Source organism: Pseudomonas sp. FP2335 (genome assembly GCF_030687535.1).
In the GTDB taxonomy this organism is placed as follows: Bacteria; Pseudomonadota; Gammaproteobacteria; order Pseudomonadales; family Pseudomonadaceae; genus Aquipseudomonas.
The window spans coordinates 766,262-780,252 of the sequence record NZ_CP117437.1 but is presented as its reverse complement, the minus strand read 5'-3'; the positions used below and the strand labels follow the sequence as shown (position 1 = coordinate 780,252).

Genomic DNA, 13,991 nt, shown 5'->3' with positions numbered 1-13,991 from the left:
TTGCGGTGTTGGTTAGTGCGGCGGGTAGTTGGAGAGAATTTTAGTCACCGTCGCGCGGATGGCATTGCTGCGATCCTGGGGATTCGGCGTGCTGCTCATCATCTGCTCGTCGCTGCCGCGCCACACCAGCTTGCCGTCCTTGCCGTCGAGCAGGTCGATCTGGAGGGTTGCCACTTTGTAGGTGATGTTGCGCGTTTCGTTGTACATCGGCGCGCCCCAGTAGCCGTTCCACGGGCCGCCCCAGGCGCCGCCGTAGTTGGTGGTGACTTGTTGCTGGCGGTCTTCGACGATCAGGTAGGCCTGCACCTTCAAGTCAGCCTTGGCGCCAGCCGCCGCCGGACGCAGGCCGCGCTGGTCGAGTTGTTCGCCGACGGCCTGGCGGATGCGTTGTTCGGTGAGGTCGCTCTTGATCCGCGGGTCATCCGGACGGTATTGCAGTGCCGGGTCTTTCCAGGCCCAGCTGCGGTACGCGCCGAAATCACGGCTGGCGTCAAAATCGTGGTTGACCTGGCTGGTCTGGCAACCGCCCAGCAGCACTACAAAAGCGAGCGTTGCGATACGACGAAACATGAGTGTTCTCCAAAATAGACCGGGGCCTGTCATTGAGCTTAGCGCTTAACGTGGCGGATAAGCGCTCATCGCCTTCTGCACCGCCTTGCGCAGCCCATCGGCGCGTTCGCTGAGGCTACCCTGGCTGGCGGTTTCCGCGCTGGTGCTCCACACCGGCTGGCCGCTGCGGGCGTCGAACAGGTTGACGCGCACCACCGCCACCGTCACTTCATAGGTGCGCACGATCGGTGCCGAGTTGTACATGCCGTAGCCATTGCCATAGCGGTTGTAGCCACCATAGCCGTAACCATAGTCATCCTGGACTTGCTTGAGGCGCTTCTCCAGGCGCACGTCGGCGCTGACCAGCAGGTCCGGCGGGCGATTGTCGTGCAGGGGGCGCAAGCCGCGCTGGTCGAGGGCGCCGCTGACCGCTTCGGCAATCTGCGCCGAATCGGCCCAGGCCGTGCCCGCCGGCAGCTGGCCGTTGCGCCAGGCCCAGTTGCGGTAGGCGCCATAGTCGCGCACCGGCGCCGGGTAGGCACTGGCATCAAAGGTATTGGCCGCCTGGGCCGGGGCCGGCGGCATCGGGGCCGAGGCGGCCACGTAGGGATTGGGGCTGGAACAGGCGCCCAGCCCCAAAGACAACAGGATCAAACAGAGACGACGCATTTCGACCTCCGCAGACTGGGCCGCTTAAACCGGACGGCAGATCCAGTGCAAATAACGCCCAAGTCCGGCAAAGCTTGGGTGACGACGGTGAGCGAGTTCCATCTCCAACAAGTCCTGCAGATTCGCGCGGGCCTGGAATTCCACCGGCATGTAGTCGTGGAACACCCGCACGCCACTTTGGCTTTCGACCTGCCAAAGGCCTTCGAGTTGCGCCGCCAGTTCACGCGGGTCGAGCGGCTGTTGCGGGGTGAGGCTCTGCTTTTCCCCGGCCATGTCGTTCTTGCGCATCTTGCGGAAGTGGCCTTTGAGCAGGTTGCGGTAAATCAGCGCATCACGGTTGTAGAACGCCAGGGACAACCAGCCGCCGGGCACCGTGAGTTGGTGCAGCACCGGCAGGATCGCGTGGGGCTCGGCCAGCCATTCCAGCACGGCGTGGCACAGCACCAGGTCATAGGGTTCGGTGAGTTGGCCAAGCAAATCCTGCCACGGCGCGTGAATGAACGTTGCGCTCTGCCCGGCCTCGGCGAAGCGTTGGCGCGCGCCTTCGAGCATCGGCTCGGCGGGTTCGGCCAGGGTCACTTGATGGCCCTGCTCGGCCAGCCACAACGACATATGGCCCAGGCCCGCGCCGATGTCCAGCACGCGCAATGGGCGCTTGGGCAGCGCTTCGGTCAGGTCGGCCTGGAGCACCGCCAGACGGATGGCCCCCTTGGCGCCACCGTAGATTTTCTCGGCAAAACGCGTGGCCAATTGGTCGAAATGTCGGTCACTCATGGGCAAACCGCCGTTCGCTGTCGGCCAGTTTGGCGCGCACCACCTCGTTCATGTCCAGGCCCAACTCGCTGCACAGCAACAGCAGGTACAACACGATATCGCCGACTTCCTGCCCTGCATGGGCGAGTTTGTCGGCAGGCAGCTGGCGGGATTGCTCTTCGCTCAGCCATTGGAAGATCTCCACCAGCTCGGCCATTTCCACGCTGGCGGCCATGGCCAGGTTTTTCGGGCTGTGGAACTGCTTCCAGTCGTTGGTATCGCGGATGCGGTGCAGGCGTTCGGTGAGGTGTTCGAGGTTCATGCGTGAGGCTCCTGAAGGTGAGTAGCTTCGGGGGGATTGGCCTTGAAGGCAAGTGAATCTCCGGGTGTTCTTGAGGACGCCTTCACGAGCAAGCCCGCTCCCACACTTGAAGGTATTCACAGATCAAAATGTGGGCGCGGGCTTGCTCGCGAAGGCGATTTAGTCGACGACACTGAACTCAAGCCGGGCAGTCTGCCCCGCCTCATCCAGCACACTCAACTGATACCGCCCCAACCGCTCAAAGCTGGCATTGATAAAGTCCTGGTTGGCACTGTCCCCCAACGGCTCGCCATTGAGAAACCACCAACGCCGCCCACTGCCGCCCAACGCCGAGATTTTCAGACGCAGCGCCTGCTGGCTGGCAGCCGGCAAGCGCAGTTGATCACCCTCGCGCACGCCTACAATCGACAACGGCGACGACGCGGCCAATACCGGCGGCGGGCAATCGGGATCGGCGGCCGGGATGCGTGCTTCGCGGCGCTCGACCCGTGGCAACCATGGCTCCAGCGGCGCCGGCCACAAGGCGATGCTTTTCGCCTCGGCACCAGGGCAATGGGCGTCGACCCGCAGGCCCTTGGCGTTGACCCACACGCTCTCCATCAACCCCACGCTCAACGGTTGATCCAATGCCTGCAAGGTCGGCGGTGTGGTGTTGTCCAACGTCCAGGCAAAACGCTGGCGCCGGCAATTGGGATCGCTGCGGCCCAGCGGCTGGCCCAGCGGCCAACAGATCGCAGCCACGCCAACATTCGCCGGCACCGGTTTGACGGGCGCACTGATGCCGCGCTGGCTGTCGCGGTTGGTCAGCACATCGTGCACCTGCAGCATCAACGGCGCCGCCGAGGCCAGGCCGAACTGCCCGGGCACTGGCGTGCCGTCCGGTCGGCCGATCCACACACCAATCAAGTAACGCGGCCCCACACCAATCGCCCAGGCATCACGAAAGCCATAGCTGGTGCCGGTTTTCCAGGCCAGCACCGGGCGCTGCACCAACTCGGCACGCGGGTCGCGGTCGGGGCGTGCCTGGCCACTGAGGATACGTCGCACAATCCACGCCGCACCAGGGGACAACATCGGCCGCTCCCTGAGAACGTCGCCTGGCTGCAAGCGGATGGTCGCGCTCTTGCCATCCCGGGCGAAGGCGCTGTAACCGCTGACCAGATCCTCCAGACGACTGCCCGCGCCGCCAAGAATCAACGCCAGATTGGGCTCGGCCAGCGCCGGCAACGCCAAGGGCACGCCGCCGATACGCATTTGGGCGGCGAAGCGCTTGGGCCCGTAGGCTTCCAGCAACTGCACCGCCGGCAGGTTCAGCGAACTGGACAACGCCGTACTCGCAGGCACCGCGCCGGTAAAGCCCATGGAAAAATTGCCCGGCCGGTAATCGCCGTAACGGCGGGGGACGTCTTGCAACAGCGACTCGGAGTGGATCAAGCCGTCATCCAACGCCATGCCATACAGAAACGGTTTCAACGTGGAGCCTGGCGAACGCAACGCGCTGATCATGTCCACATGGCCAAAGCGCTTGGCATCGTTGATGTCCACCGAGCCGACGTAGGCGCGCACGGCCATGCTTTCTTCTTCCACCACCAGGATCGCGGCGGAGGTGTACTCCGGCAAACGGGCGCGCCAGCCCAGCAGCAGGTCTTCGAGACGGCGTTGCAAGGTGGCATCCACGGTGGTGCGGATCAGCGGCGGGCTGTCCGGACGGTTCAGGCGGCGCGCGAGCAAGGGTGCCAGGCTCGGCTCCAGGCGCGGGGCGAGCAGCAGCGGTTCCTCCAGGGCTTCGTCGACAGCGGTCTGCGGCCACACCTGAAACTCGGCGAGGCGGCGCAGCACCTTGTCGCGGGCTTGCTGGGCGCGTTGCGGGTGACGGTCCGGGCGCAAGCGGCTGGGGGCCTGGGGCAGTACGGCAAGCAAGGCCGCTTCGGCATGGGTCAAGTGCGCCGGGGATTTTCCCAGGTAGGCCCAACTGGCCGCCGCCACGCCTTGCAACGTCCCGCCAAACGGGGCGCGGTTCAGGTAGAGGTTGAGGATTTCGTCCTTGGAAAGGTGCCACTCCAACTGCGCCGTGCGCCACAACTGGCGCAACTTGCCGTGGAAGGTGCGCGAATGCGGATCGAGCAGGCGTGCGACCTGCATCGACAAGGTGCTGCCGCCGGACACTACCCGTGTGCCGCTGAGGTTCTGCCAGGAGGCCCGCACCAGCGCCAGCGGGTTGACGCCGGGGTGTCGGTAGAACCAGCGGTCTTCGTAGGTGAGCAGTGCGTCGAGGTAATACGGCGAGACTTCGCCGGTTTGCACCGGGTAGCGCCACACGCCGTTGGCATCGGCGAAGCGCCACAAGGGCGTACCGTCTTCGGCGAGTACGACGCGTGCCAGGTCATCCTGAGGGAGCGGCAAGGGCCAGATACGGTCGGCCAGCCACAACAGCGCGATCACCAACACCACAACCCCCAAGCTCCAGCGCAGTAACCGTGGGAGCGGGCTTGCCTGCGATAGCGGTGGGGCGGTTGGTAAATTTTTCACTGACCCACCGCTATCGCAGGCAAGCCAGCTCCCACATGGGATTGTGGGTATCCGATACTAAGCAAACCCATTATTTAACCTGCAAACCTCTATGCTTATAGGGAACTAGCCTGGCGCAATCACAACCAAAGGCACAGATACGCCCACCTTCTCATCAGGACACACACATGCAGGTAGAAAGCTTCTTCGAATGGCTGGGCCAAGCGCTCGGTTCGGTCATCCGCTTTATCGTCGATGGGCTCAGCGGATTGTTCGGGGCCTTGACCAACGCTGGCGGCAACTTTGTCGAAGGCCTCTCACGTACGCTGGGCATGGACACTTCGATCATCAGCATCCTCACGCTGATCATTGGCCTGCTGTTCCTGTATTCGGCGGTGCGGGCGTTTATGCGTGCGTCGATCATCTTCGGGATTATCTGGTTGCTGCTGGGGCTGTGGCTGCTCAGCTGGGTCGTGCACTGATCCCCCAAACAACCAGCCCCCCTGTGGCAGCGGGCTTGCTCGCGAATGCGGTATGTCAGTATCAGATGTACTGGCTGACACTCCGTCTTCGCGAGCAAGCCCGCACACATTCAGGCCCCATTTCAAGTTGAGATCTCAGCGGCCCTTGATCACCAAGTCCGCCGGGGTCTCGCCCACCGCCTGCCAGTTCGGCCGGTACATCGACTCCACTTGCGGCGGCGGTACGCGGTACGTGCCCGGCGTCACCGCTCGTGCCAGATACAGCAAGTGCGTGGTGCCGGAACCGTCCAGGTTCAGCGCGGCCACATAACGGTCATCGCGGAACTCCTGATGCTTGAGCGACGCGTTCTGCATCGACTCACGCCATTCCTTCACCTGGCTGCTGGCGTTTTCCAGGCTGGCAGCGCTCTGTGCCAGGTTCTGGTTTTCCAGTTCCAGGCCGGCGGGCAGCAGGTCCACCACCAGGGCGTCCGGCACACGTTGCTTGGCGCTGACGGCCAAGTGCACCAGCACCAGGTCGCCGCTGTTGAGGCTGCGCAGGTTCAGCGGCTGGCCGTTCATGCCCAGGTATTCACGGCGGATGCTCAAGTTGTCGCCACCTGGCGCCGGTGGCACCTGTGGGTAACCTGAAATCGTCAGTTGCTGGTAAACCGGCACATCGCCCTGATTGGTCAGGCTCAGGTTGCTTGAAAGCAGCTTGCCCTCCAGATCCAGGGTCGACTGCTGGTTATTCAACTCGTGGCGTCCAGCACTGCCATCCAGTAGCACTTTCCAGTCCGACTCCGGCTTGGCAAACCCCAGGCGCCCGGCGAGGAACAGCGAATTACGCTCCTGGGTCGACAAGTACGGGCTCGCTGCCAACTGATCCGACAGCGTGAACAAGCGCTCCTCACGCTTGCCCTTGGCCAGGTCGTTCTCCTCCAGCAGCGCCAGGATCATCGCTTGATCACGCAACGGGCTGCCGTAGTCGGCCAGCCATTCATTGGCATTGCGCTGCGCCGCCAGACCGGCCAGCAACGCCTGGTCCGCCCGTGGCTGGTCGCCCATTTTCTGCAACGCAATCGCCAGTTGCACCAGCGGCAACCCGGAGCGCGCATCGCTGCGACGCTCGAAGATGCTGCGCAACGCGCCCAACGGCGCCTGCTGGCTGCGCGCCAGGACCATGCCGGCGTAGGCCTGCACGGCGAAGCGGGTGTGGTCGGCGTTGTCGCTGTAATCGACGTCGATCAGGTTGCGTTCCTGCACATAACGCAGCAGTCGCTCGCTGGCCTTTTTCAAGGCCTCCTGCGGCACCGCGAAACCCTGATCGCGGGCGCGCAGGAGGAAGTCGGTGACGTAGGCTGTCAGCCAATATTCTTCTTCGCCGTCAGCCCCCCACAATCCGAAGCTGCCGTTATAGCGCTGCATGCCCAGCAAGCGCTCGATGCCGATTTCGATCTTGCGCTTGCGCTCGGCATCCGGCTCGCCCTTGATCGCCAGGCGCTTGAGCAACGTATCGTCGGCGTACAGCGACGGGTACAGGCCGCTGGCGGTCTGCTCCAGGCAGCCATAAGGGTAGGCCTTGAGCGCGCTGATCTGCGCGCCAAGGTTCAACGGCGGCCGGCTCGACAGGCTCAACAGCGCCTCGCGCCCCGACGCATCGAACTGATCCAGGGTGCCCGCTGGCAGGCTCCACGGCTGATCCTTGAGTACCGCGCGGTAATGCTTGAGCAATGCCGGATACGCCGGACGCACGCCCAGGGTCCATTCGCGAGTGAACGGCGGTAGATTTTCACCCGGCAGGTCGAGGCCATTCACGGTGACCTTGACCTTGCCCTGCCCCAAGCCGCCCCAGGCTTTTACCGGGATGCGCAGGGTGGTGCGCTGGCCTTGTTTGAGTTCGACGTTTTGTGCGCCAGGGTTGACCAATTCCAGCTGCCCCTCGACGCTCAATTGCACATCGAGCTTCTGCGCCCGGCCCGACAGGTTGGACAGGTCCAGCGCCAAGGTGGTCTGGTCGCCCCCGGCAAGGAAACGCGGCGCCGACAGCTCGGCGATCAGCGGCGCGGCAATCACTGTCTTGGCTTCGGCCATGCCATAGCGATCATCGCTCCAGGCCTGGGCCATCAGGCGCAGTTCGCCGTTGAAGTCGGGGATGTTGACGCTGACTTCGCCCTCGCCCCGCTCATTCAAGGTCACGGGTGCGCTTTGCAGGGCGACGATGGTGAGGCTGGTGTCCGGGCGCTTGCCGCCCTTGGCCAGCGCAGCGTCACCACCAAAGGCCAGGCTGGCCAGGCGGCCCTGGCCAGCCTCGATCAACTGGCCGTAGATGTCGAACTGGTCCACGCCGTAAGCCTTGCGACCGAACAGGCTGGCATACGGGTCCGGCGTCGGGTATTCGGTGATATTGAGGATGCCCACATCCACCGCCGCGACCAGCACGTGCACCTGTTTCGGCACGCTGCCATCGGCATTCTTGGCGGCGACTTTTACCGTCAGCGCTTGCTTGGGACGCATTTTTTCCGGCGCGCTGAGGGTCACGCCGAGTTTGCGCTGGGTGCGATCCAGCGGCAGGTGCAGCAGGCCCACGGCCCGTTTGGGGGTGATATTGGCTTTGCGCTCGCCGGGACGAATCACCAGGGCACTGACGTACAAATCATGGCGCGACCATTTCGGGTCGAGCTTCACGGCGAAGCTTTTGCCTTCGGCCGGCACGTCGATTTCCTGCCACCACAACGGCCCTTCGGCGGACTCCACCAGCAGGTAGCCCTTGCCGGCGGCAGGCGGGGTCACGGTGACGTTGGCGGTATCGCCGTCGCCATACGCCGGTTTATCCAGCGCCAGCTTGACCTGATCGGGGCGTACGGCGCCGCCTTCGGTGTTGTCCTGGGCCTGGTAGCCGGCCCAGAAGCGCAGGCTGCTGACCAGCCCGGTCTGCGGGTCTTCGACCTCGACGCGGTAAGGGCCCCACTCGACCTGGAAGCTGACCTTGGCGGTGTCGCCCGCCTGGATGTTCAAGGTCTGTTCGTCGAGGTTGAGGAATTTTTCGTTGAAGTGGTAACTCCAGCCATCGTTGTCGGAGTAGTTCCAGTAGTAATCGCGACGCTCACGCACCAGGCGCACTTTGAGGTTTTGCGCGGCGAGCTTCTGCCCTTGCGGGTTGGCCAGCAGTACTTCGAATTCTGCCGGGCCATCGCCGTTGGTTTCCTTGCCGTCAAACAACCCGCGCAGGCCCGGCAGTTGTTCGGCCGGCCAGATCGGCTGCACCAGGCGCCGGGTGATCGGGCGCCCGCCGGACTCGTGCAGGCTGGCTTGCACGATCAGTTGCAGCGGCGACTTGGCGTCGGCCCATTTGCTTTCCAGGGTCAGTTCTTCCTGACCCTTGGCGTCGAGCACGCTTTCGTCGAGTTCGAAATCCTGGCTCAGTTCTTCTTCGGTGACAGAGCCAAACTGATAGCCCGGCAGCGCCTTGACCGCTTCGCGCAACGGCCGCACATAGATTTGCCCGCTGACGCGGTTGCCCGATGCCGGGGCGCCGTAGAGGTAGCGGCCACTGACCTGGATGACCGGGTTATCGGCCGGGCTCAACGCCGTGTCGCTGCCCTTGAGTTCCAGCGCCAGGCGCTCGGGCAGGAAGTCTTCGACGAGGAATTCATACAACTGCGGCTTGCCGTCCCCCAGGTCGAACACCAGCTGCCAGCGCCCGGTCGGCGCTTCGCCAGCCAGTTGCAGTGGGTATTGATAGAGGCCGGACGCGTCGGCATCCCACACGAACTTACGGCTGACCTGCTCATCCGGGCGACGGACCTCGACGCTCACGGGTTGCGGCTTGACCGCGTTGCCGTCCTTGTCGCGCAACAGGGCGTTGAGCAGCACGGTTTCGCCGGGGCGATACAGGTCACGCGGGCCGAACACAAAGAACTGCAACGGATGGGACGGCTGGCCGCCGATGTCGAACTCGGCCAGGTCCAGCGCCGCGCTGTCGAGGCGTAACAGGCTGGTTTGCTCGCCCTGCTTGGCCAGCAACACCTGGGCTTTTTTCGGCAACGGCAGCTCGGCGTGGCCGCCCTTCTCGGTCTTGCCCTGGCCCAGCACGCGGCCGTCGGCATCGAGCACTTCAAGGTCGACGCCATCCAGCGCCTTGCCGCCTTCGAGGGCCTGGGTAAACACGTCCAGGCGATTGGCGTAGCGGTGCACCGACAAGCCGATGTCACTCAAGGTAAACAGCGTCGCCGGCTGGGAATAGTTGTAGGTGCCGGAAGCGCGCATCACCGCCAGGTACACGCCTGGCTGCTGCAATTGCTTGAGGCCGGCAATCGGCAGCAGCAGGGTTTCACGGGTGTTGCGTGCCGGGTTCAGGTCGAAACGGCCGCCGTAGACCAGGTCGGCCATCGGCAGCAGTTCGCGGGCCTCATAACTTTGCAGGCTGCTATTGCGGCCCCATTGCGCTAGGAAGGTGGGCAGGGATTCGGGCTTGATGCGAAAGAATTCGACGTCGATCTTGTCGACGTTCAACGCAATCACCGGCAGGCCTTCGGCCAGGCGTGTCGGCAGCAAGGTGCCACGGCTGGCGAAACCGACGGTGGCTTGTAGGTCGCGGGTTTCCAGGCGGGCGCTGTATTCGGCGGCGAGCTTGGCGTCGTTGACCGCTTTCACGCCGGCGTCGATGGTCAGCACCAGCTTGCGCTGTGGCTCCAGATGGCGCAGGCGCAGCTCCATCAGGTTGTCGGAAATTTCCCAGGCACCATCGACCTTGCCGGACTTGCTGTCCACCAGGTGAAGTTTGTCGGCGAATTTCTGATCGGGGTCCAGGGGAATGGAAAAGCTCACGGAGAGCGTGCTGGCCCCATCGAGCTGCACCTCGGACACATCCACCACGCTTAACTCACGCCCGGCATAACGCTGCTTCAGCGCTGCCACGTCCACCACCGCCTTGGCCGGCTTAGGTGCTGCCGTCACGGTTGGCGCAGGAGGCGCCGCCGGTTTTTCGGAAGAATCGCAGGCGCTCAGCAGGGCCAGCGCGCAGGCCAGGAACAATCCTTTGTTAAGCATGGGGCACTCGTTGTTAGGGGGCCGAGGGATGAACTATATATCAGCCCGCGTGGGGCTGATGAGGTGCTGCTCACATTGACCGACGGAGGGTGGTTTGGTTCTTGAAAGGAAGTGTTGCCAAGCCAAATCCCACAAACACTGAAGATCAAAATGTGGGAGCGGGCTTGTGTGGGAGCGGGTTTGCTTGCGAAGGCGGTGTGTCAGTCGACACATCTATTACTGAACCACCGCATTCGCGAGCAAGCCCGCTCCCACATTGGTCCTGCGATGACAAGGAGTGCCGGTTACAATGCCGCTCTCCCGAGGAGCCTGCATGTCCACCTTACTGACCGACTGGCGCGACCGCCCTACTCATCGCCGTGTATGGGCCTTAGCTGCGCCGATGATTCTTTCTAACATCTCGGTGCCGTTGGTGGCCCTGGTAGACAGCATGGTCATCGGCCACTTGCCCCACGCCCATCAGTTGGGCGCCGTGGCCGTCGGCGCCAGCCTGTACACCTTCCTGGCCTGGGCCATGGGCTTCCTGCGCATGGGCTCCACCGGTTTCGCTGCCCAGGCCGCTGGGCGCAATGATGGTGCGGCGTTGCGGCAAATCCTCCTGCAAGGGTTACTGTTGGCGCTGGGGCTGGCGATGTTGCTGGGCACGGTAGGTATTCCCTTCAGCCATCTGGCGCTGGAATGGATGCAGCCCTCCCCCGAACTCAATCAGTTGACCCAGGATTTTTTCCACACCCGCCTGTTCGGCTTGCCCGCCGCCCTCGCCAGTTATGCGCTGGTCGGCTGGTTCCTCGGCACCCAAAACGCCCGCGCGCCGTTGGCGATTCTGCTGACGACCAACCTGGTAAACATCGCCCTGAACCTGTGGTTTGTGCTTGGCCTGGATTGGGGCGTGGTCGGCTCGGCTCGCGCCTCGGTGATCGCCGAATGGACCGGCGCCCTGCTCGGCCTGGCCCTCACGCAAAAAGCCCTGCGTGCCTACCCCGGGCATATCGCTTGGGCTGCGTTGCAACGATGGAAGAGCTGGCGCCCGCTGCTGGCGGTGAACCGCGACATTTTTATCCGCAGCCTGGCGCTGCAGTCGGTGTTTTTCATGATCACCGTGCAAGGTGCACGCCTGGGCGATGCCACCGTGGCGGCCAACGCGTTGCTGCTCAACGGCCTGTTGCTGACCGCCCACGCATTGGACGGATTGGCCCACGCGGTCGAAGCCCTGTGCGGCCATGCCATCGGTGCCCACGACCGTCAGGCGCTAAGGCGTTCACTGGTGGTCGCCGGCGGTTGGTCGCTGATCGCCAGCGTCGGTTTTGCCTTGCTGTTCACGGTCGGCGGGCACTTGTTTATCGCCATGCAGACCGACATCCCCAACGTGCGCGAAACGGCTGACCGTTACCTGCCGTATCTGGCGGTATTGCCGTTGATTGCGGTGTGGAGTTATTTGCTCGATGGCCTGTTTATCGGCGCTACCCGTGCGCGGGAGATGCGCAATGGCATGTTGCTGACGGTGCTGTTGACGCTGCCGTTCGCCTGGCTGTTGCAGGGGTTGGGCAACCACGGGCTGTGGCTGACCTTCCTGCTGTTCATGGCGCTGCGCAGCCTGACTTTGTGGGCGATTGCGTGGCGACTGAACCGGCAGGACCAGTGGCTTGGATAAAAAAATGTGGGAGGGGGGCAAGCCCCTTCCCACATCTTGGATCGCCGTCGACTGTGCTTATGAGGACAGGTACGACGAACGGGTCAGGCCCAGGCGCAAGGCGTCGAGGAACTGGGTACGCTCAGACGCAGAGATCTTCGCGCTCGCACACTTGTCGCGGTAGTGGGTCATCAACTCCTCCGGCGACAAGTGCACATAACGCAGCATGTCTTCGATGGTGTCATGGGTCTCGATCCCGGCGCTGTACACCGAACCGTCTTCACGCTGGTAGATGTTCACCGAATCGGTATCACCGAACAGGTTGTGCATGTCGCCCAGGATCTCTTGGTAAGCACCAACCAGGAAGATGCCCAGCAAGTAATCCTCACCTTCGTTCAACGCATGCACCGGCAGGCTGGTCTCGATGGACTGCTCGTCGACGTACTGCTTGATCTTGCCGTCGGAGTCGCAGGTCAGGTCCTGCAACACCGCACGGCGCAACGGCTCTTCGTCGAGGCGGTGCAGCGGCAGGATCGGCAGGACCTGGCCGATGGCCCAGGTGTCCGGCAGGCTCTGGAATACCGAGAAGTTGCAGATGTACTTGTCGGCCAGCTTGTCGTTGAGTTCGTCCAGCACCTGGCGGTGCGAGCGCTGGCGGGCCTTGAGCGAGTTATGCAGGCGGCGGCACACGGCGAAGTAGCACTGTTCGGCCAGGGCCTTTTCCGCCAGGGTCAGTTTGCCGTCGGCGTACTGGGCGGCCACGTCGCTCATGTAGTGGGTGGCGCGCCAGTAGGTTTCGGTGACCATTTCAATGTCGGTCGGACCGAGCAGGTCCACCAGCCACTGCACGGTTTCCGGCAGGCTTTCCTTGTTTTCGATCAGCGGGATTTCGTCGTTGTGTTTCTCGACGTCGGTGACCTGCACCACCAGCATGGCGTGGTGGGCAGTCAGGGAGCGACCGCTTTCGGAGAAGATATGCGGGTGCGGCAGGCTCTGGGCGTCGCAGAACTCCTTGAGCATGCCCACCACCACGCCGGCGTAGTCGTCCATGTCGTAGTTGATCGAACTGGCGTTACGCGAGTGGGTACCGTCGTAGTCCACGCCCAGGCCGCCGCCGACGTCGATGTGATCCACCGGCAGGCCGAGGTTGCGCAGTTCGCCGTAGTAACGAATGGCTTCCTTGAACCCGTGCTGGTAGTCCGCCAGGTTGGCGATCTGCGAGCCCATGTGAAAGTGCAGCAGGCGGATGCCCTGGTCCAGGCCGGCGGCGCGGAAGCGCTCGACCACCGACAGCAGCTGCGCCGCCGACAGACCGAACTTGGATTTCTCGCCGCCGGTGTCCGCCCACTTGCTCGACGCCAGGGACGACAGGCGCACGCGCAGGCCGACCTGTGGCTTGACCTTGAGGCTGGCGGCCTCTTCGATCACCAGGCCGACTTCGGATTCTTTCTCGATCACGATGAACACGTTGTGGCCGAGTTTCTGCCCCATCAGCGCGAGGCGGATGAACTCACGGTCCTTGTAACCGTTGCAGACGATGGTGCCGCCCTTCGGCGCCAGGGCCAGCACGGCCAGCAGCTCAGGCTTGGAACCGGCTTCGAGGCCGATGGACACGTTCTGGGTGGCGATGATGTTCTCGATCACCGCTTCCTGCTGGTTCACCTTGATCGGGTACAGCGCGGTGTACTTGCTCTGGTACTCCAGGCGCTCGATGTTCGCATCGAAGGCGCCGGTCAGCTGGCGTACACGGTCTTGCAGGATGTCGGGAAAGCGCACCAGCAGCGGCAAGGACAGGCCGCTCTTGCGCAGCTCGTCGACTTGCTCGTAAAGGTCGACAGGCGTGCTGTTCGGGCCGTTCGGACGGACTTCAACGCGACCGGCATCATTGATCGCGAAATACCCGGCCCCCCAATGGCGAATCCCGTAAACACTGCGGCTGTCCGCAACTGTCCATTGGCTGCCATCGTCTTTGCGTGTGCGTCGTACGGACATCGAAGTCCCCTATAAATGAAGTCGAAGGCGCAGCCCCCTATCAGAGGCTGGCGCA

9 protein-coding genes are annotated in these 13,991 nt (G+C 63.5%); 2 read left to right on the top strand and 7 right to left on the bottom strand.

Annotated features, from left to right (window positions below):
- Positions 1 to 12: 12 nt before the first annotated feature.
- The 5 genes from PSH81_RS03210 to pbpC all read right to left on the bottom strand — a co-directional run bounded on the left by PSH81_RS03210 (position 13) and on the right by pbpC (position 4,744).
- Entirely contained in the window at positions 13 to 570 is a 558-nt protein-coding gene (locus tag PSH81_RS03210; protein ID WP_192300181.1) for a DUF4136 domain-containing protein, read from the bottom strand.
- Positions 571 to 615: 45 nt separating this feature from the next.
- Positions 616 to 1,218: a DUF4136 domain-containing protein gene (locus PSH81_RS03205; RefSeq protein WP_192300182.1), complete on the bottom strand. Its 603-nt coding sequence runs from the start codon at positions 1,216 to 1,218 to the stop codon at positions 616 to 618.
- A gap of 24 nt (positions 1,219 to 1,242) precedes the next feature.
- Positions 1,243 to 1,992, bottom strand: coding sequence for a methyltransferase (locus PSH81_RS03200; RefSeq protein ID WP_226455677.1), 750 nt, complete (start codon positions 1,990 to 1,992; stop codon positions 1,243 to 1,245).
- Positions 1,985 to 2,293, bottom strand: coding sequence for a MazG-like family protein (locus tag PSH81_RS03195; protein WP_305391999.1), 309 nt, complete (start codon positions 2,291 to 2,293; stop codon positions 1,985 to 1,987). The genes PSH81_RS03200 and PSH81_RS03195 overlap by 8 nt, the downstream gene beginning before the upstream one ends.
- A gap of 159 nt (positions 2,294 to 2,452) precedes the next feature.
- Positions 2,453 to 4,744: a peptidoglycan glycosyltransferase PbpC gene (pbpC, locus tag PSH81_RS03190; RefSeq protein ID WP_305391998.1), complete on the bottom strand. Its 2,292-nt coding sequence runs from the start codon at positions 4,742 to 4,744 to the stop codon at positions 2,453 to 2,455.
- A 245-nt stretch (positions 4,745 to 4,989) separates the two neighbouring features.
- On the opposite strand from pbpC, the gene PSH81_RS03185 reads away from it, so the two are divergent.
- Positions 4,990 to 5,283, top strand: coding sequence for a hypothetical protein (locus PSH81_RS03185; protein ID WP_017738360.1), 294 nt, complete (start codon positions 4,990 to 4,992; stop codon positions 5,281 to 5,283).
- A gap of 135 nt (positions 5,284 to 5,418) precedes the next feature.
- Here PSH81_RS03185 and PSH81_RS03180 read toward each other — a convergent pair whose 3' ends face one another.
- Entirely contained in the window at positions 5,419 to 10,314 is a 4,896-nt protein-coding gene (locus PSH81_RS03180; protein WP_305391997.1) for an alpha-2-macroglobulin, read from the bottom strand.
- A gap of 313 nt (positions 10,315 to 10,627) precedes the next feature.
- Between PSH81_RS03180 and PSH81_RS03175 the strand changes: the two genes are divergently transcribed.
- A complete protein-coding gene (locus PSH81_RS03175) occupies positions 10,628 to 11,965 on the top strand; it encodes an MATE family efflux transporter (protein ID WP_305391996.1) in 1,338 nt (445 codons plus the stop codon).
- Between the two features lie 57 nt (positions 11,966 to 12,022).
- Here PSH81_RS03175 and speA read toward each other — a convergent pair whose 3' ends face one another.
- Complete coding sequence (gene speA / locus PSH81_RS03170) at positions 12,023 to 13,936, bottom strand: arginine decarboxylase (RefSeq protein WP_192300185.1); 1,914 nt, start codon at positions 13,934 to 13,936, stop codon at positions 12,023 to 12,025.
- Positions 13,937 to 13,991: the final 55 nt, after the last annotated feature.